24 protein-coding genes are annotated in these 18,576 nt (G+C 55.9%); 14 read left to right on the forward strand and 10 right to left on the reverse strand.

Annotated features, from left to right (window positions below; translation table 11 throughout):
- Positions 1-12 precede the first annotated feature (12 nt).
- The 9 genes from L383_RS00140 to L383_RS25560 form a co-directional block, all read right to left on the reverse strand.
- Complete coding sequence (locus tag L383_RS00140) at positions 13-924, reverse strand: phage capsid protein (protein ID WP_023332182.1); 912 nt, start codon at positions 922-924, stop codon at positions 13-15.
- 218 nt (positions 925-1,142) lie between these two features.
- Complete coding sequence (locus L383_RS00135; protein ID WP_023332181.1) at positions 1,143-1,979, reverse strand: hypothetical protein; 837 nt, start codon at positions 1,977-1,979, stop codon at positions 1,143-1,145.
- Positions 1,966-2,199 carry a Bbp19 family protein gene (locus L383_RS00130; RefSeq protein WP_001619031.1) on the reverse strand — a complete coding sequence of 78 codons (234 nt, stop codon included), beginning with the start codon at positions 2,197-2,199 and terminating at the stop codon, positions 1,966-1,968. The genes L383_RS00135 and L383_RS00130 overlap by 14 nt, the downstream gene beginning before the upstream one ends.
- Positions 2,196-3,821, reverse strand: a complete 1,626-nt coding sequence (locus L383_RS00125; RefSeq protein WP_023332180.1) for a portal protein — start codon at positions 3,819-3,821, stop codon at positions 2,196-2,198. Before L383_RS00125 ends, L383_RS00130 begins: the two co-directional genes overlap by 4 nt.
- A 3-nt stretch (positions 3,822-3,824) precedes the next feature.
- A complete protein-coding gene (locus L383_RS00120) occupies positions 3,825-4,055 on the reverse strand; it encodes a hypothetical protein (protein ID WP_015571350.1) in 231 nt (76 codons plus the stop codon).
- Positions 4,056-4,067: 12 nt separating this feature from the next.
- Positions 4,068-4,508, reverse strand: a complete 441-nt coding sequence (locus L383_RS00115; RefSeq protein WP_023332179.1) for a hypothetical protein — start codon at positions 4,506-4,508, stop codon at positions 4,068-4,070.
- 277 nt (positions 4,509-4,785) lie between these two features.
- The gene (locus tag L383_RS0124480; protein ID WP_032629981.1) at positions 4,786-5,061 is read right to left on the reverse strand and encodes a hypothetical protein; all 276 of its coding nucleotides are present in this window, start codon (positions 5,059-5,061) and stop codon (positions 4,786-4,788) included.
- 308 nt (positions 5,062-5,369) lie between these two features.
- Positions 5,370-7,538: a VapE domain-containing protein gene (locus L383_RS00110; RefSeq protein ID WP_023332178.1), complete on the reverse strand. Its 2,169-nt coding sequence runs from the start codon at positions 7,536-7,538 to the stop codon at positions 5,370-5,372.
- A gap of 3 nt (positions 7,539-7,541) precedes the next feature.
- Positions 7,542-7,718 carry a Cro/CI family transcriptional regulator gene (locus tag L383_RS25560; protein ID WP_023332177.1) on the reverse strand — a complete coding sequence of 59 codons (177 nt, stop codon included), beginning with the start codon at positions 7,716-7,718 and terminating at the stop codon, positions 7,542-7,544.
- Between the two features lie 115 nt (positions 7,719-7,833).
- On the opposite strand from L383_RS25560, the gene L383_RS00105 reads away from it, so the two are divergent.
- The 14 genes from L383_RS00105 to L383_RS00050 all read left to right on the forward strand — a co-directional run bounded on the left by L383_RS00105 (position 7,834) and on the right by L383_RS00050 (position 17,161).
- Positions 7,834-8,526, forward strand: coding sequence for a S24 family peptidase (locus L383_RS00105; protein WP_023332176.1), 693 nt, complete (start codon positions 7,834-7,836; stop codon positions 8,524-8,526).
- A 391-nt stretch (positions 8,527-8,917) separates the two neighbouring features.
- Positions 8,918-9,112, forward strand: a complete 195-nt coding sequence (locus L383_RS25565) for a hypothetical protein (RefSeq protein ID WP_023332174.1) — start codon at positions 8,918-8,920, stop codon at positions 9,110-9,112.
- Between the two features lie 109 nt (positions 9,113-9,221).
- Positions 9,222-9,371, forward strand: coding sequence for a hypothetical protein (locus L383_RS26175; protein WP_023305502.1), 150 nt, complete (start codon positions 9,222-9,224; stop codon positions 9,369-9,371).
- The gene (locus L383_RS00095) at positions 9,368-10,261 is read left to right on the forward strand and encodes a hypothetical protein (RefSeq protein WP_023332173.1); all 894 of its coding nucleotides are present in this window, start codon (positions 9,368-9,370) and stop codon (positions 10,259-10,261) included. The genes L383_RS26175 and L383_RS00095 overlap by 4 nt, the downstream gene beginning before the upstream one ends.
- A gap of 2 nt (positions 10,262-10,263) precedes the next feature.
- Positions 10,264-11,565 (forward strand): DUF2800 domain-containing protein, encoded by a 1,302-nt coding sequence (locus L383_RS00090; protein ID WP_023332172.1) that lies wholly within the window; start codon positions 10,264-10,266, stop codon positions 11,563-11,565.
- 14 nt (positions 11,566-11,579) lie between these two features.
- Entirely contained in the window at positions 11,580-12,128 is a 549-nt protein-coding gene (locus L383_RS00085) for a DUF2815 family protein (RefSeq protein WP_023332171.1), read from the forward strand.
- Positions 12,129-12,205: 77 nt separating this feature from the next.
- Positions 12,206-14,272 carry a DNA polymerase gene (locus tag L383_RS00080; protein WP_023332170.1) on the forward strand — a complete coding sequence of 689 codons (2,067 nt, stop codon included), beginning with the start codon at positions 12,206-12,208 and terminating at the stop codon, positions 14,270-14,272.
- Between the two features lie 5 nt (positions 14,273-14,277).
- Positions 14,278-14,490: a hypothetical protein gene (locus L383_RS00075; RefSeq protein WP_023332169.1), complete on the forward strand. Its 213-nt coding sequence runs from the start codon at positions 14,278-14,280 to the stop codon at positions 14,488-14,490.
- The gene (locus L383_RS00070) at positions 14,487-14,690 is read left to right on the forward strand and encodes a hypothetical protein (RefSeq protein ID WP_023332168.1); all 204 of its coding nucleotides are present in this window, start codon (positions 14,487-14,489) and stop codon (positions 14,688-14,690) included. The genes L383_RS00075 and L383_RS00070 overlap by 4 nt, the downstream gene beginning before the upstream one ends.
- A 10-nt stretch (positions 14,691-14,700) precedes the next feature.
- On the forward strand, positions 14,701-14,922 hold the full coding sequence (locus L383_RS00065; protein ID WP_023332167.1) for an ANR family transcriptional regulator: 222 nt from the start codon (positions 14,701-14,703) through the stop codon (positions 14,920-14,922).
- Positions 14,912-15,154: a hypothetical protein gene (locus L383_RS0124490; protein WP_032629979.1), complete on the forward strand. Its 243-nt coding sequence runs from the start codon at positions 14,912-14,914 to the stop codon at positions 15,152-15,154. Before L383_RS00065 ends, L383_RS0124490 begins: the two co-directional genes overlap by 11 nt.
- Positions 15,138-15,440: a PDDEXK family nuclease gene (locus tag L383_RS00060; protein ID WP_023332166.1), complete on the forward strand. Its 303-nt coding sequence runs from the start codon at positions 15,138-15,140 to the stop codon at positions 15,438-15,440. The genes L383_RS0124490 and L383_RS00060 overlap by 17 nt, the downstream gene beginning before the upstream one ends.
- A 126-nt stretch (positions 15,441-15,566) precedes the next feature.
- Positions 15,567-16,976 carry an SNF2-related protein gene (locus L383_RS00055; protein ID WP_023332165.1) on the forward strand — a complete coding sequence of 470 codons (1,410 nt, stop codon included), beginning with the start codon at positions 15,567-15,569 and terminating at the stop codon, positions 16,974-16,976.
- Positions 16,973-17,161, forward strand: coding sequence for a helix-turn-helix transcriptional regulator (locus L383_RS00050; RefSeq protein WP_023332164.1), 189 nt, complete (start codon positions 16,973-16,975; stop codon positions 17,159-17,161). Before L383_RS00055 ends, L383_RS00050 begins: the two co-directional genes overlap by 4 nt.
- Here L383_RS00050 and L383_RS00045 read toward each other — a convergent pair.
- Positions 17,158-18,330, reverse strand: coding sequence for a tyrosine-type recombinase/integrase (locus tag L383_RS00045; protein ID WP_023332163.1), 1,173 nt, complete (start codon positions 18,328-18,330; stop codon positions 17,158-17,160). The two genes, L383_RS00050 and L383_RS00045, sit on opposite strands and share 4 nt — an antisense overlap.
- Positions 18,331-18,576: the final 246 nt, after the last annotated feature.

Raw genomic sequence — 18,576 nt, forward strand, 5'->3', positions numbered from 1 at the left:
CACACCAGCGACTTAAACAACAAAATCGATGGCGACGACTTTTTTCTCGTTGGCGCGGCCAGCACCGTAAGACGCATCAACAGAGATCTGAATGGTGTTGTTTTTATCGCGACGTGGACCGATATCGACGTTGTACTCAGCGCCGGTACCGAAATGCACAGCGGATTTACACCACGCAGCGGCGGTTTTGGTGGTTACGGCCGGATCGCCTGCGGTCGCAGAATCCAGTTTTTCGTAAGCCAGCCAGTTGAAGCCGAGCCATTTGGAGGACACAGCGCCTTCCTGCAGCATTTTCACCGCCATGAAATCGGCAGAGGTCAGCGTGGTATCGCTGAGGATCTGCGTCAGCATGTCGGCGTTGTACGTCATGTACAGTTCTTCCCCGTTTTGCTCGTCACACTCGTTACGGCGGAACATCGCTTTAGCGGCGATCAGCTTGGCTTTGGTCATACCTGTGCCACCAGCAACGATTTTTTGTGCAGCTGGCAGCGCCACCGGCGCATATGCCCCGCCGCTGGACGTTTTACGCAATACGGGGTCGAGCATCGCGCGATAAATAACGTCGTCTTTTTTACGATTGGACGCTGCCAGGGTGAGCTGCAGATACGGACCCTGAGGGTCGGCCAGCAGTTTACGCAGGTCACGTTTTTCAACAGGTACGAATGCCGCATAGTCAGCCATCAGCGCATTACGTGTACCTGCTTCCGGTAAATCCCAGACGGTGTCACCGAAACGTGTGGTGATCTCCTGCATCTCGATTTCACCCATATCGTTAATGGTGAACGATTCGCCTGTGATCATCCCACGGTCGTTTACCGCTGCCTGCAGGCGGGAATCCTTCTGCTGCGCGGCGATTTCGAAAGAATCATGAAACTGCGTGATAAACGCAGCGGTGATCATGTTCTTGTTGGCATCAAATCCCATAACAATCACTCCAGAAAATATCGCCTGCTGGGTTGTCGGTTGCCCGGCCCGATTAACACAATGCGCGTGGCGCTTACGCACTGCGGGAAAATTCAGTTATCCGGCGTCCCCGCCGGGCTGGTTGTGGGGAGATTGTTAGCGAGGTGTACGGTCGGAATCCCGACCAAATGAAAAAGCCAGCGGGTTAGGCTGGCTTTTGATGCTGAAATTGTGACATGTCACGCTACGGTTTGATCGCCGTAACGCTTCTGGTAATACGCTTTGACCGTCGCGGATACGCGTTCGTGGTCGGCGTGTTTCGGGTCCATGTACGCTGGGGATTTCATCAGATCGCGAATGGTCTGCTGCTCTTCGAGGTTCACATCACCACCCGCCGGCGCATCTTCCTGCATTTCCGCGCCGACTTTTGCCAGCATGCGGATAACCATTGGGTTATTGCCGATCTCGTCGATGCGGCCTTTGTCGGCATCATCAGCCAACGAATTAAACGCGCGGAAAGCCAGACCGATGTTCTGCTTAAACTCTGCGTCAGTCTTCCACACCTCGCGCAGCTGCGTGGTGGCAGACTGTGAATCCAGCTCAGCGGCACCGCCCACCAGCTCAGGAGCACGCTGTGCGTATTCACCCAGGATGAAACTCATCTGATCGTTGGTGATGCCTTTGGCGTGCGCGGTTTTCATGAAGCTCTGCATACGTGGATCGGCTTTGAATTCTTCCCAGTTGAACCCGTCTACCTTCACGTCAGGAGCGTACTCATCCGCAGTTTTCGGCGGTGCGTCGCCGCTGCCCATGCGTTTTTCAAGGTGAGTGTAATTTTCCGCCAGTTTGCGGGCAGAGCTTTCAATACTGAGTTTTCCGTCTTCGCCCATAACGCGGAATTTCTCAGGTAGCCAGTCATTAGCACCCGGTTCGCCCGCGCCTGTGCTGAGCAGAGAATTACCAGAAGGTTCGCCAGCACCAGGATTATTGCCGCCATCTTCACCACCTCCGTTACCGCCGCCTGGCTGTTCTGCGCCCTGCTCAGCGTTCATGAATAAGTGTTTAAGCTTCCACATCGTCTTCTACTCCATCGGCCTTGTTGATTTCGCGCAGGATGTAATCCAGTACGGATCGCTGTCCTGCCCTGTAACACGTTTCGCGGTCGCCCTCGGTACCGCCGGGGACGTACGCCGCACGCCCGAAGCGGCGCGTTAATTCTTCCAGCACCTGAGAACCGCCAGGCATCTCTTCGAAAATGCGCTTAAAGTCCTGAGGCGTAGCCTGTTTTATTCTCATTGGTTACCTGCCAGTCGTTGCCCTATTGCCGCGCCCGCGGTCTGCCCTGCGGCGCCAGCCGCCTCAGTTCCCGCCTGCATCATGAGTTGCTGCTGTGCGGCCTGCTGCTGTGCTTTCTGGCGCTGGACACGGAGATCTGCCACAGCATCGGATGAGCGAATAACCTTCGCCGGGACGCCGAGAGCCTCAGCCACAACACGTGTGGCTTCGTCGGTATCGATGAGGTCAACAACGTCCTGGCTGATGCCTGCGAGGTTCGCCACGTTAGCGCCGAGCCGCTCGATTGCCGTTACGTCTTCCAGCTTCTGGGCGCGTGCCAGCGGTGAGATGTAGCGCACGTTGAAATTGGCGTTCTGCAGGCTCTCAGGCGGCGGGGAGAAGACACCAGCACGGAAAGCTATGCCAAAGCAGCGCACCACCAGCAGCTGGAGATATTCAGCCTGGAACCGGCCATACACCGGACCAAGCAACTGGCGAATCAGCGCGACACGCACGTGCACTTCGGTGGCGGTCATGGCTGGCCCGTCCTGCGGCTGCAACTGGTCGGCCATCATGATTTTGCGGATTGACGCCTGCAGGCGTTCTTCGGCGGTGAATGCAACGCTGAAATCTGAACCGGTTAGTAACGGTTTCATGCTGTCGGTGCTGTTCGCCACGATGATGCGGCGCGGGCCGACCTTGACCGTACGCGGGTTGAGTACGCCGTCATCTTCGGCAATCCACATGCCGGAGATAGCCAGATCCTGCGCGGCTTTCTCCATGCGTTTGGTTTCGTTCAGCTCTTTACAGTCCGGCAGCGCGTCGTACACCGGGCCGATGCCGTAGGAGCCGCCGGGGATTTTCATCCAGCGTGGAACGCAGCAAGGGAATTCGTGATAGCCGGATTCGCGCACAATCTGCTTGTTGCTCACGTCGACGTTGTACGATGCAAAGCGCATGTTTTTCGCCAGGCGGGCATCGACCATGTAGGTTTCGCGCGGGAAAATGCAGTGCAGGAAATCGCATTTGTTGTCGGGCTTTTTCTTCGCCGCGTCGCGGATCTTCTCGCTGACCTTGTCCGCGCCAAATTCTTTGATGGCCTGCTCTGCGGTCAACTGGTAGCGGCGGTATATCGTGTCCACGATGCCATCTTTGCGGGTGGACGTGACATAGCACTGCGCCAGCGGCCACTGCTGGAAGGTGTAGCCGCCCTCTTCGCGGTCCTCGTCGATGTACAGGACGAACCAGCCAGCGCACACCACGTCGAGGTTCGCCTCGTACCCTTCTGCGTCGAAGTTCGCCGCGTGAATATTTTCCCAGACCAGCGTGGCGCACTCAGACAGCCAGGCTTTGGCGTCGTCCGGCAGCGATTCGCTGTCGAGGTTCAGCCACTGCGCGTTTGCCGGGGTCATGCCGGACATGAGCGCAGAGGCCAGCATGCGGGCGCTGTCGGTGGCGGTGCCGTCCAGTAGCTTCGCCACCTTGTGTTTTGCGCTCTGAGCGTCGAGCACTTCGTCAGAGAATCCCGCGCCGCGCAGCGGATAGGTGTAGTCATAACACTCGCGCCAGACGCTTTCATGCTGCTGGCGGTTGGCTTTCAGCGTGTCGGAACGCTTAATCAGCTTAACGGCGAGTTCATCCATCAGTTACGCCCCCAGAGTGTTTTTCTGTTGCGCTGCCTGCGCGCCAGAGGACAGCAGAGAGCTGCCAGAATCAGCCGCACCCTCAGCACCACTGGCGAGAAGGGACGAGCCTTTCTTGCGCTTCTTGCGCGCTGCAGCATCTGCGTTTGCCGCTTTTGCCGCTGCGTCGGCAGCCGCATCCGCTTCGGCCTGCGGGTCGGTCTGTACGACCTTAGGTGCTCCACCTCCACACATAGCGATCCCCTCTTAGCCCGGAACGTGCCAGCCATGCTCAGTCAGAACGGGCTTACCCGTAACTGGCTGGCGTTTACCCTCGTCGTTCGTCACGTAGCCCAGCGGCGCGGCAGGCTCCGCCGTGGTGGCTTTTTTGACGAGCTGGAGGAATTCGATATTGTCGGTAAGCTGCTGGTCAGCCATGTCGGTGAAGGCCAGCTCTTCAAAGCGGGCGATAATGGCCGCGCCCTGCTCGTTGATGGTACCCAGCAGAGTATTGCGCTCATCGAGTGCTGCATCGTCCAGCAGACTGGCAACGCGCTGCTGGATAACGCCCTGGTCTGCGCGCTGGCCCTCAGCGTTAAGCGTCTGGATCTCAGTCGCGGTAAGGCGGTTCTCTGCTTCCGTCTGCTGCTCAGTGCCGGTTTCAGGCTCCTGCCCTGGTACTTCGACGGTTTTCTTTGGTCGGCCCATTGTGTTGGCTCCTGTGATGATTGAGCCGTAAGTGTGAAACGGGGTCGCGGTCGGGATCCCGACCAAATGGAAGATTTGTTAAAAACAGGGCCGATTTAACATAATGCACGTTGCGCGCACCAGCGAAATGGCACTCGTTAACGATTTAGCGTGAAGGGTCTATTTGTTGCGGTTTACTGGCTGGAAAGAGGGAAAATGGACTGCATAAATCGTGCATAAAACAGGGCGGTTTTTGCATAGCGTTTTTAACCGGTAAACGCCCTGCTTTTGCATGTTTTCATGGTGTCAGACGCTTCGATCGCCAGGCGTAAACAAAACGCCGTGATGTGACCTGCGCTGGCAGTTCGGAGCGTGGGCGCTGCGTGACGTAGCACCAGAAGTCTATCAGCGCTTCGCCTGTGTGATGGTTCGGCGCTGCGCCCTGCTTCCAGCCGATGATAGCAGACTTCGACACGTCGAGCTCTCTGGCTATCTCCTGCAGGGGGATACCGCTGCGTGTGATGTCGTTAATCACCCGGAACCAGTCCGTTTTGAACGTTGCGACAACTGGCATAGGTCACCCCACAAAACGCGCGCACGCGCGAGCATAGAGAGCGATTTTATTGAGCTTCTGGCGCTCGTTAATCGCCGTGGTGGAATCAAATCGTGTTTGCATATCGCTACCCGCAATAAATTACATGTTCGACGTGTAACCACCTGTAACCACTGTAACCGCCATCTTCTTAACCTTTCCCAGAACGACTTATATATATATATGGGGTTTTTAGAAAATAGGTGGTTACAGTGGTTACAGTGGTTACAACCTTTTAAATTCAATTAGTTAAAACGTAACCACCTACGCTATTAGGTGGTTGCAGGTGGTTACGCCGATACCCAAACTCGCTGCACTTTGCCGTTAACACGCCTCAAAACTCGCGAATAACCGCAATTTTGCAAAACATTGCTAATTCGCATTTCTTCACGTTTTCCGATGTGACTTGGATTTAAGCCAATCGCATCGCGCAGAACGTCGCTAGCGCGTAAAAATTCGCAATTTCGCGGAATGTCGTTAGTCATAAGGTCGGGCGTGTCTAGCCATTTCTCTACCGTCTCGAGCCACGCGTCCTTAATGGTGTACTGCTCGTGGACACTCGCACCGAGCCGCTCAGCATCGCGGAACTGGATGCCGCCGAGGCGCTTAAACGTCTCGCGGGCCTCAGCCCACAGCAAAAGGAGGTCTGTTTTTATCGCTTTCACGTCGACTTTCGACACCTCCACGGGAAGCCAGCGACGGTTACCGGTTTTGTCAGCGAGGAATTCGTCCTCGTTGGTGGTACCGACGAACACCAGGCGACGCGGGAACTGGGTAGCGAACTCGCGGTATTTAGGGATCCAGTTCTCATGCGTACGCGTTACGAATGCCTTGATGGATTCCAGCTCTTTGGTATTGAGGCCGCGCAGCTCGCCAATTTCCGCCACCAGACGCCCGCGCATCTTGCGTGCGAGGTCATCGTCTTTCTCAGCGAAAGAGATCTCGGTGAAGAACGCCGGGTCGGGGCTCAGAGCTTCCACACCGGAGGACTTACCGCAGCCCTGAGGACCGACGAGGATCGGCACCATATCGGCTTTGACGCCGGGCTCCAGCACCCTGCCCGCCAGCGCCGTCCACATGTACATGGACACCGCGCGGGTGTATGGCGTGTCGGCAGTACCGAAGTGCGTATGGTAGAAAGTTTCGATGCGTGGCACGCCGTCCCACTCCAGCCCGTTCAGCCAGGTGGTCGCCGAGTCGAAAGGCTGTTCGTCAGCGGCCAGCAGCACCACGTCGCGGATGAGCTCGCGCCCGACAGGCTTAAAGCCGCGCTTTTCCATTGTGATGCGCAGGCGCGCATAGTCCGCATCGGTGAACGCCTGCCACTGGCCGGAGCCAGCCTGTGCGAACATGATTTCGTCGCGGAACTGGTCAAAGCGGATATCGATGTCAACAAAGTCAGGACGCACAACGGCTTTCGCCGCGTTGCTGATGGTGGCCTCGATGCGGCCCCACTTATCGCGCTCGAACGCTGGCAGCGGTAACGGCTCAGCAACGTCGGTGCTGGTCAGGTCTTCGAAATCGTCGTTACGGATCCCGATGGCGTTAAGGAAATCGCCGTCGTCACGGTGCGCGCAGCTGGCGTGCAGGCACTTGAAATGCCCCTGTTCAAAGCCCGCGGTCCCGCCCGGGAAGTAAACCGTACTGGTCGGGTCGCCACCGGTGCTGTGGCCATCCTCAAACGGGCAGCGGATGTATCGCTCGCCGTTCGCGCCGTCCAGCAGCGTCCAACCGTTCGCGTCGAGATATTCGGCTGTATCGTCCGTGGCGCCGGGCGTGAAGGTTGAGCGGTCGCGCATCTTCGTGCTGCCCGCTTCAGTGGTGACCGACACAGGCAGTTGATCCGCTAGGCGCTGCCACAGCGTTTCGAGCTGGTCAGCAGTTATGGCTGGGGGCTCGTCCGGCAGACCGCCGTCCCATTCGATACGCGCGCCGCTGCTGTGCGTACCGCAGGCAACGAGCTGCTGCCCGTTCGCCAGCAGCTCGATAATCCCCATATCACCCGCCAGACGGTGGATGCGCTTACGGAAATCGCCGTCAACGGCCAGCAGGTACAGGCATTTGTTGCTGTTTGCGCGCCAGCGACGCGGCGGCAGCTCGCCCAGCAGCTGCACCAGCGTTTTGCGAATATCGGCCTGGATGTCTTCGTCTTCGCTGTCGCAGTCCAGCGCCAGCCAGCCATGACCTGTGCGCACGCAGATGCCGTAATCCGGTTCGTTCGACCAGCGGGCAAAGTCATGCTCGGTAACGACATGCTCGGTCCAGTCCTTGATCCCGGTAGCCAGTCGGTCGCGGTTATAGAGACTCGGCGTTTTGCCAAGCATTTTTAGTTTGCTGTTCGGGGATATGGTCGCGCCCGGGTTGCACACGACCGGCAGCAGCTGGTCAGTACGCCCCAGCACCAGATCGAAGTGGAACCATTCGTCAGGCGTCGCCCCCCAGATCTTTTTCTCTGGCATGGGTTACGCCTTTTGTCTGGCTTGAGTTTTTTTATTAGCGCTCAATAACTTTTCAAGCTGCAGAGCTCTCAGCTCTGGGATTTCGTCACCCCACTGAGATACTGCACCTTTAGAAACCTTCAATAATCGGGCGAGTTTCGCTTTGCTGCCCGCTAGCTCAATGGCTCTGGTCTTTTTCATATCCGTTTTCCTGGGCATGTATAGATACACCAAGGTTAAGAAAACTAAACATACAAGTCAAGAAAACGATACTCTAACTAGGTTAAGCTAACTAAACCATATGAGGGGTAACACCATGATTAACGAACGTATTCGCGAAGCACGCCGCAATGTAAAAATGACTCAAGACGCGCTCGCAAAACGAATTAAGGTCACAAAAGCGACTATTTCACAGTGGGAATCAGGATCTACAGCGCCTAATGGTAAAAACCTGGTCAACCTGGCTGATGCTTTGGGTACGTCTCCAGAATGGCTACTCACTGGCAAACCTTCTGACGATAAACAGGTAACTTCAAACGCAAGAGTAGAGGGTGTTTTTTCAACATGGGACTCAACCACACCATTAGAGGATGATGAAGTGGAAATACCTTTCTACCACGAGATTGAACTATCCGCAGGGGATGGCACTTACGTAGAACTGGATCGCTCTGGATGTAAATTGCGATTTGCAAAATCCACTCTACGTAAAGCTGGTGTGGACGCAGGCTGTGCCGCTTGCGTTAGCGTACACGGTAATAGCATGGAGCCGGTTTTACCTGACGGGGCGGTAGTCGGTGTCGATACCTCAAAGACCGGGATAAAAGATGGTCAGATGTATGCGATAGACCAAGATGGATTGTTACGTGTAAAGCTACTGTACCGCCTACCAAACGGTATCAGAGTTCGCTCATTTAACCGGGATGAATACGCAGATGAAGATTATTTTTACCATGAGGCAAATAAGATAAACATCATAGGCCAAGTATTCTGGTATTCCGTTCTCCTCTAAAACAGCTTTCCCCTCTTCTGCGGCCCGCCTAATAGCGGGCTTTTCTTTACCAACCTGCAAAAAAGTACACTTTTCTTAACTCCAACTCTTGACTTTAAAGGTTTAGAGGTCTTAACTATGCATCAAAGGTTAAGACATCTATACAAACATCTTAACGAGCTCTTTAACAAACAGAACCGTGTGACAGGTAAGCCGCTGTGCTCCTGGCAAAACGAAATGGCACCCGATGGGATCGAGGTAAGCGCCGAGTCCGTATGCGTACGGTAAGCGTAGAGGACCACACCGCGACGAGCTGATAAGTCACGCAAGTTGAAACGCCCCGATGATGGGACGTGCAGTGAATTAATCAAAGGCTTCGGGCCTTTTACTAATCCACTGAGAGGGTACCGAAATGAATACCTATGAGCTCACAACAAAATACTTGTCGACTTTTGAAGTGGTAGAAAACGGACCTGACGCAACTGATTACGTTGTTGCGACAGTTAAAGGCGAAAACCCTGCTCGACTAAGAGCGGCGGCTTACCAGGAACGCAACGGCTATCTCGGTTATGGCTACACAATTCGTCCGTTAACCCCCATCCCCTGAATCATCCATTGCTGTGTGTAGTCTTTGCCCGCCTCCCATGACGGGCTTTTTTATGCCTGAAAGCGCATTCAGTGCAGTGCGCTCCCAGACATGAAAAGGAGCACTACCGATGAAACCTGAACACCTCCACCGGCTGACGGGGCGCGATGTGCTCCGCTGGCGCCGCAAACAATTCGACATCTTCACCGGTCTGGCCCTCGCTACTGCGTTCGGCCTGGCTATTACCTTCATTCTCCTTGTAGCGAGGACCGCAGTATGAGCTTAGAAACCAGTCTCGAACTTAACAACCAGCTGCTGACGCAGCATAACGCCCTGCTTGAACGCCTTATCACTGCCCTCGCCTCTGGCGTCGCTCTTCGCCCGGACACCGTGGCGCAGGTTCAGGAATACCGCGAAACGGTACCGGAAACCAAAGCGGAAAATACCGTTATCCGCAAGGTTACGCTGGAAGATCTGGAGTTCAGCGACATTATCGCCCTGGCTGCATTCTACCCGGACGCGCAGGAGCTCAGCGAAACGATGGTCCAGCGCGCTGTTGATTACCGCGACGCCGAAGGCGATAAGCGAGTCGTACAAATCGACGCTCTGGATAGTGCCCTGCAGGGTGTTAAACGCACAAAAGAAGTTCATAAAGAGGTGCTGCTCCAGCTGTCGCGCGACATCATTTCCTACTGGGATGACCTGACGACTATCGCCGAGCGACGCGCATACGCTGAAACATGGCTCGATGCGAAGCCGGGCGAGCGTGACACAGTGAAGCCGAAAAAGACCAGCAGTAAGGGCAAACAGGAACGTAAAGGCCCGTTCTACTGGAAACATCCAGAAAGTGATTCTTTTGGCAGCGTTGAAGACCTCGGCGCGTTGCATGAAATCCTTGAGGATGGGTTGACTGTTGAGATCAACAAAGTGGAGTTCCTCCAGCTGCAGGAAGCTGCCAGCAAAGATAAGACAGAAACTGATACCAGCCATTCTGATTTTGCAGCCCTGCGTAAAAAGGCCGAAGGATTGATCCTCCAGTTGGCGAAGGGCGGATACCGCGCCGAAGCTGTCGCCATTCTGGAAAAACAGGGTGCCAAAAAACTCGGCGAAGTTGCTGACGAGAACCTCGCAGATGTGATCGCTCAGGCTGAAAAAGCGCTGGAGGGTTAATTATGCCAGACGTTCACGCACGACTTTCCCCGTCCTCAGCGCATCGTTGGATGCGCTGCCCCGGTAGTCTGGCACTGGAGGCCACGCAACCGGATAAAAGCTCCTCGTTCGCAGAAGAAGGTACCGCAGCGCACGCACTTGGCGAACTTGTCCTGCGCAATCGTCTGAGCTATTCCGCCGATTATGCCGGTTGCGATGTTGAAACGTATCTCGGTACCTACCCGCTGGCGCATCCATCAAAAACGGATCCCGGCCCGCAGGTAGATGAGGAAATGATCGAAGCCGTTGGCCGTTACGTCGACACCGTCTGGGCGCTGTCGCAGGGCAACGAGCTGTTGGTCGAGCAGCGTGTCGACTTCTCTCACATCGTGGGGGTCGAAGAATCTTTCGGTACCGCCGATGGCGTTATCATCGCGGGTAACGAGCTGCAGATCCACGACCTGAAATACGGTAAGGGTGTACGGGTCGACGCCGAGCAGAACGAGCAGCTGCAGCTGTATGCCCTGGGCGCGCTTGAACAGTTCAGCATGCTGTACGACTTCGAGACGGTGCGCCTGTTCATCCATCAGCCACGACTTAACCACGTTTCTGAGTGGGCCCTGACAGTGGAAGAACTCCAGGCGTTCGGCGAACGGGCGCAGGAAGCGGCCGCCAGTGTAATCGTGATGTTCAATATTGCCGATTGCGAAGGTGTCGAAACCCTGCCGCTGGAAAACTTCACCCCCGGTGAAAAACAGTGCCGGTTCTGCAAAGCCAGCGCCATCTGTACCGCGCGGCAGCAGTTGCACTTCGACACTATCGCTGGCGATTTCGTCGACCTGACGCAACCTACTGGCGAGCAGCTGGCGGAAGCAGTTAAGCGTGTGCCATTGCTGACCGCCGAACAGCTGGCAGAGGTATACAGACAGGCCGATTTTATCGAATCGTGGCTAAAGGCTGTGCGCGACCGGGTGAACAGTGAACTGAACGCGGGTCACCCGGTGCCGGGCTTTAAGCTGGTTACTGGCAAACAGGGTAATCGTGCCTGGAGCGATGAAGAAGCCGCCCGCGCTCTGCTGAAAGACCAGTTCCGATATAAAACTGAGGAGGTTTTCGACCTTAAGCTGATTAGCCCAACCAAAGCCGAGAAGCTCATCAAAAAGGCTAGTCCTCGCCGCTGGACGAAAGTCGAAGCGCTGATCACCCGCGCTGACGGTAAGCCTACCGTCGCCCCCGAGTCCGACCCGCGCCCAGCGCTCAATCTCAACCCTGTTAACGATTTCGACGACGTGTCCGACGATGCGCTCGCCGCTGACCTCATCTGATTAAGGAAATACCCATGAAAATTAAACTGAACAACGTCCGCCTGGCCTTCCCTGCTCTGTTCGAAGCAAAAACCGTGAATGGCGAAGGAGACCCGCGCTTCTCTGCTGTTTTCCTGATGGATCCGAAACATCCACAACTGGAAGAAGTCCGCAAAGCGCTGAAACAGGTAGCGAAGGAAAAGTGGGGCGAGAAGTGGGAAACCATTTACGGCCAGCTGGAGAAAAAACTCAACCTCTGCCTGCACGACGGTGACGAAAAAGCCGAATACGAAGGTTTCCCGGGCAACTTCTTCCTGAACGCTGCCAACAAAGCACGTCCGGCAGTCATCGATCGCGACCGTTCGCCGCTCATCCAGGCTGATGGCCGTCCTTACGCCGGTTGCTATGTCAACGCGGTGATCGACATTTGGGCGCAGGACAACAACTTCGGCAAACGCGTCAACGCATCGCTTGGCGGCGTCCAGTTCCTACGCGACGGTGACGCGTTTGCTGGCGGCGGTGTTGCAGCGCCGGACGACTTCGACGACATCAGCGAGGGCGCAGACGCCGACACGCTGATTTAACCCCATACCCGCCCGGCCATGTGCCGGGTGTTTTGCAAAGAGCATCCCTTTTCGCAAAGCACCCGCGAGGAATATCTATGTCTGAAACCATTCTCTGGGGCGACCTGGAAACCTATTGCGAAACACCCATCACGAACGGCACCCACGCTTACGCAGAAGGCGTCGAAGTAATGCTGTTTGCCTGGGCTATCAACGACGGGCCTGTACGGGTGTGGGATTTAACCGCTGGCGAGCCGATACCCGATCCGTTGTGGTTCGCCCTTCGCGACCCCGATACTCTGCTTTATTTCCACAATTCGCACTTTGACCGCACCGTTTTGCGACACACTCACCCTCGGCTGGCCCCGGATATAACGCGCTGGCGCGACACGATGGTGCAGGCACTGGCGCACGGCCTCCCCGGCGCGCTGGGGGCACTCTGCGAAGTGCTCGGCGTCCCGCAGGACAAGGCGAAGGACAAAGAAGGTAAGGCGCTGATCCAGCTGTTCTGTAAGCCACGTCCGAAGAACAGCAAACTGCGCCGCGCCACCAGCAAAACCCACCCGGAAGAATGGCGGCGCTTTGTTGCTTACGCCGGGCTGGATATCGAGGCTATGCGCGAAGTGCATAAGCGCCTGCCGAAGTGGAACTACAAGGGTGCAGAGCTGGCGCTATGGCATCGTGACCAGCAGATCAATGACCGCGGCGTCTGCATGGATGTGCAGCTCGCACAGGCGGCGATCGAGGCGGTAGACCTCGAGCAAAAGCGCCTGGCGAAACGCACGCAGGTGATGACCGACGGCGAAGTGCAGGCGGCCACACAGCGCGACGCATTGATTAAGCACATTGTCGAATCGTACGGTGTGGAGCTGCCGGACATGCAGCGCAGCACGCTGGAGCGTCGTATGGCGGATCCTGATTTGCCGTCTGCGGTGAAAGAGCTGCTGGCAATCCGCCTGCAGGCCAGCACCACCAGCACCAGTAAGTACAAATCACTGATGAAGGGCGTGAGCAGTGACGGTCGTCTGCGCGGCACGCTGCAGTTCTGCGGCGCATCGCGAACCGGACGCTGGGCCGGGCGGTTGTTCCAGCCCCAGAACCTGCCCCGCCCTTCTCTTGAGCAGGACCAGATAGACGAGGGCATCGAGGCGCTGAAAGCCGGATGCGCTGATCTGCTGTTCGATAACATCATGGAGCTGACCAGCTCGGCGCTGCGCGGCTGCATCATGGCTCCGGAAGGCAAAAAGCTGGTGGTTAGCGACCTGTCTAACATCGAAGGGCGAAAACTTGCCTGGCTTGCCGGTGAGCAGTGGAAGCTTGATGCGTTCAGGGAGTACGACGAGGGGATTGGACCAGATCTTTATAAATTGGCCTATGCCCGCGCCTTCAATATCTCGCCGGACGATGTTGATAAATACCAGCGTCAGATCGGCAAGGTGATGGAGCTGGGCCTCGGCTTCGGCGGGGGTGTTGCGGCATTTCTTACCTTCGCCCTGGTCTACGGTCTCGACCTCGACGAGCTGGCGAACGCCGCGCTGCCGAATATCCCCCGTGATGTCATCCGCGAGGCGAAAAGCTGGTACGACGAATCGGTTAAACGTAAGTCGACCTACGGCCTGTCAGAGCGTGTATTCATCGCCTGCGATTCGCTTAAGCGCCTGTGGCGAAGAGCCCACCCGGCAACCTGCGATTTCTGGTACGAGCTCGAGCGTACCGTCCGCACCGCCATTGCCACACCGAAAAAGACGCTGTACTGCGGCTATCTGAAAGTCCGCCGTGATGGCGCATGGCTGCGAATACAGCTGCCATCCGGACGCGCGCTGTGCTACCCGTCACCATCCATCGAGAAGGGGAACATCACCTATCAGGGCGTTAACTCCTACTCGCGCAAATGGCAACGGCTCAAAACCTACGGCGGAAAGCTGGTGGAAAACGTCACTCAGGCGGCCGCCCGCGACGTTCTGGCCGGAAACATGCCGCTGATCGAGGACGCCAGATACAGCATTGTGCTGACGGTACATGATGAGGTAATTACCGAAGCGCCGGACACAGACGAATTCAACGACAAAGCGCTCTCCGCGCTGCTCTCCACTAACCCCAAATGGGCGCCCGATATACCGCTGAACGCTGGCGGCTTTGAGGCGTACCACTACCGTAAGGATTAATCGCTATGGCACAAGGCAACGTAGAAAATTTCGCAATCATTGTGTTAGTCAACGGCCGCACATCACAGGTCGAACTAACCACATCGCAAAAACGTTTGTTCGCAAAGTTAACACTCGGTGCGCTCAACGATAGTGGCCCTCTGAAACTTATGCCAATCGACGACATGGTCCAGTTACAACCCGACACCGAAGCATTTTCAGACGGTGATCCGCTATGAAATACATCTACATGGTCATGGACAGCCGCGCGCAGTTCGATATAGACAGCGCCGCCATTCTGGAATGCTGCGGCGATAAACACCCCTCCTGGCGCAATCTGCGCAGAGACTGGGGTGATCAGGGCGCAGTTCTGGTCCGCTTCCGTCTGGTTAACAGCGATATGGCTACCGACCCTGAGGTTGTCGGCGTCATCCACTGAGGTAATCCCTATGTCATTTAAATATCGGGACAGTCCGCTTTATTACCGGACTGCGAGGGAGGCTTTGCGCCTTGAGCAATCTGGGGAGTACGACCGGGCAGCGAAGGTCTGGGCCAAAGCAAACCGCGAATCACGTAACGAACTTAATCAGGACTGGAGCGAACGCCGGTCTGATTTTTGCCTGATGCAGAACATGCGCGAAAAGCGTAAGGCGGTGGACGATGCGCGATAAAAATCTCACTGATGATGTGATTGACGAGATCATAACAGCGCCAAAAACATCATTAGAACAATTGCTGGCTCTGGAGTTAAAGCACGAGAGAAAGCAGACAGGACTCCCCTTAACCGTCGTTCTACCAACTACACGGCTTTGGGCTGGGGTTATTGATTGTTATGCCAAAGATGAAGTGATCGCAGCAATTGAGGCTGCTGGTGGAGCGGTGGTTGATGGCCTACGAACGTGAAAGCCTTATCGAAAAACACCTCGTCGCCGAAGTGAAAAAGGCTGGCGGGGTCGCCTTTAAGTTCGTGTCACCCGGTCGCCGCTCGGTACCGGATCGAATTGTCCTGCTGCCCCGCGGCCGTCTCGTCTTTGTTGAATGCAAAGCGCCAGGCAAACCACCACGCGCCGACCAGCTGCGCGAGCACAAACGGCTCCGCGCGCTGGGCTTTACCGTGGTGGTGCTGGATAGCAAGAATCTGGAGGGGATATTGTGCGAAAAGTCCAACGACGCAGTAAATTCCGCCTGATTGGCGGCCCGTACGATGGCGCTATCGTGATGCTCTTCACCGCTGGCACACTGGAGTTTACAGCCAAAGGGCAGACCGGGCGGTATACAGGACATAGCGGCGACAGGCTACACTGGGAGGAAAAACGTGTCAGTTAACTCCCATTCTATAATTTTCACGCCTCGCCCTTATCAAGACCTCATCATCAACCACGAAATCGACATCCTGCGCTGCAACATCTGGGCGGGCATGGGTATGGGTAAAACCGTGGCAACGCTCACCACGCTGGAAGATCTCTTCATGGCAGGCGCAGAGACACAGCCCGCGCTGGTCCTCGCGCCGCTGCGCGTGGCTGCCAGCACATGGCCGGATGAAGCGGTTAAATGGGGGCATCTGCGCAATATCGAGGTGCAGCCGATTGTCGGTAACGCCAAAGCGCGCGCGGTAGCGCTGGCAAACAGCAATGCCAGCGTGTTTACCATCAACTACGACAATCTGGTCTGGCTGGTTGAAACGCTGGGCGACCGCTGGCCGTTCGGTACCGTTATTCCTGACGAGAGCACCCGGCTGAAATCCTTCCGGCTGCGCGGGGGCGGTAAGCGCGCGGCGGCGCTGGGCAAAGTGGCACATAAGCACGTCCGGCGCTGGATGAATCTCACCGGTACGCCAGCGCCGAATGGCCTGGTGGATTTGTGGGGGCAAGCGTGGTTTGTGGATCAGGGGCAGCGCCTCGGGCGCACCTACGGCGCGTTTACCTCCCGCTGGTTCAACTCAATACAGTTTCCGGGGCAAAGCTGGACGAAGCTGGAGCCGTTCGCCCATTCGCAGGATGAAATACAGCGAGCGCTGGCTGACGTAACTATCTCCCTGGACGCCGCCGACTGGTTCGACATCAAAGAGCCCATCCATAACGTGATCCGCGTGGACATGCCGCCGAAGGCCCGCCAGCAGTATCGCGAAATGGAAAAGGAAATGTTCCTCGAGTTGAACGGCGAAGGCATTGAAGCGCCGAACGCCGCGGCAAAGACGGTGAAGTGTCTGCAAATCGCCAGCGGCGCGGTGTACACCGACGACGCCGGAAGCTGGTCAGAACTGCACGACGCGAAGCTGCAGGCGCTGGACAGTATTCTCACCGAAGCAGCTGGCGCGCCTGTACTGGTGGCCTACCACTGGAAACACGATCTTGAGCGCCTGCTTAAAGCGTTTCCCCGAGGTCGCCACCTCGACCAGGATCCACAGACCCTTCGCGACTGGAACGCTGGAAAAATACCGGTCCTGTTCGCGCATCCGGCCAGCGCAGGCCACGGCCTGAATATGCAGGACGGCGGCAACATACTGGTGTTTTTCTCGCACTGGTGGGACCTGGAGCAGTACCAGCAAATTATCGAACGCATCGGGCCAACCCGGCAGATTCAGGCCGGACACAACCGCCCGGTGTTCATTCACCACATTATCGCTGCCGACACTATGGATGAAATGGTGATGGAGCGGCGCAACTCGAAACGAACAGTGCAGGACATCCTGCTCGATGCCATGAAAAAGAGAGGTATAGCATGACACCGGTTATCTCTGACACTGACCTGATTAACATTAAAGAGGTCGAGCGCTCTGTGGGCCTGAAAAAATCCAGTATTTATGAGCGCATCAGTAATAACGAGTTTCCGAAGCCTAAGAAGCTCGGGAGCCGAACCTCCCGCTGGGTACGCGGAGAGGTCGAAGATTGGAAAAAACAGTTTCTTTAAATCAAACGCAGCTGGTCAATATAATCCGCATACCACTGCATCATTTCCCGACGCCCTTCCATATACAGGGCATGGTTATAAACCCCGCGTATATTGTTCTTGTCCACGTGAGCGATCTGGAGTTCAACCCAGTCAGAGTTGAATCCTTTATCGTTCAGGATAGTGCTGAACGTATGCCGGAAGCCATGCCCTACTACCCTCCCCTTATACCCCAGCGTGTGGATCATCCTGTTTATTGTATTCTCGCTCATGACCTTTGACGGATCATTCCTGCCGGGGAACATATTCACGTATCGACCTGTCAGACAGTGCAACTCTTTCAGCAATACAACAAGCTGATCGGAAAGTGGTACCAGGTGCGGGCGGTCCATCTTCATAAATTCGGCAGGTATCTCCCACAGCCGGTTATCGAAATCTACCCATTCCCATTTTGAATGCCGCAGTTCGTAAGTACGCAGCCCTGCCAGCATCATGATCTGCAACCCCAGCCGGGGCAGCGGGCTCCCCTTGTAACTCTCAAGCGCCGCGAGAAAATCAGGCAGTTCTTCCGCCGTCAGGAAAGGGAAGGACTCTCCTTTATGCCCGGTCATTGCGCTGTTCAGTTCGCTGACGGGGTTATACTTCGCGCGCCCGGTCGCAACTGCATAGCTGAACACCTCACCGCACCACCGGCGTGTTTTGGCTGCTTTCTCGGTTGCGCCGCGATTCTCAATTTTACGCAGTGCCGTCAGCATCTGAACAGGCTCGATTTCTGCAACGGGCAGCTTGCCCACCGCTGGGAAAATATCTTTATTGAATGCTTCGAGAATGTCAGAGGCATAGCCAGGTGACCAGCGAGGCTTCTTGAATTCGTGCCATTCTGTGGCAATCTCTTTAAACGTGATTGTCTTTGCAGCCGCAGCTGCAACATGGCTTTTGACTTTTACCGGGTCAACACCTGCCGCAACGTTACGCCGGGCCTCATCTCGCTTTTCCCGAGCAGCCGCCAGCGAAACAGCCGGGTACACACCGAGCGCCAGCATCTTTTCTTTACCGGCGAAGGTATAGCGATAACGCCAGTATTTTGCCCCACTGGTTTTCACCAGCAGGATAAGTCCGTTACCGTCTGGCAGCTTGTAGTCTTTCTCCGCAGGCTTTGCCGTCTCGACCTGTCGCGCGTTTAGTTTCATAGGTACCCGCCTCAAACTCAGATACCCGTTTATGTACCCGTTTTAAATTTGGATTGCAACGGTAAAAGTTGGATAACGGCGGACAAACAGAACAGCCAACACCGCGAAAAACAAGGAAAAATGGACGATTGGGGATGGTGCTGGATGAAATGATGGTGCCGATAATAGGAGTAAAACACAGCAAATAACAACATGTATTTACTGTGTTTTGTTTTTAATAAATCCCTAGATACCCGAATTGATACC

This window comes from Enterobacter sp. MGH 37 (assembly GCF_000534515.1).
GTDB lineage: Bacteria > Pseudomonadota > Gammaproteobacteria > Enterobacterales > Enterobacteriaceae > Enterobacter > Enterobacter kobei.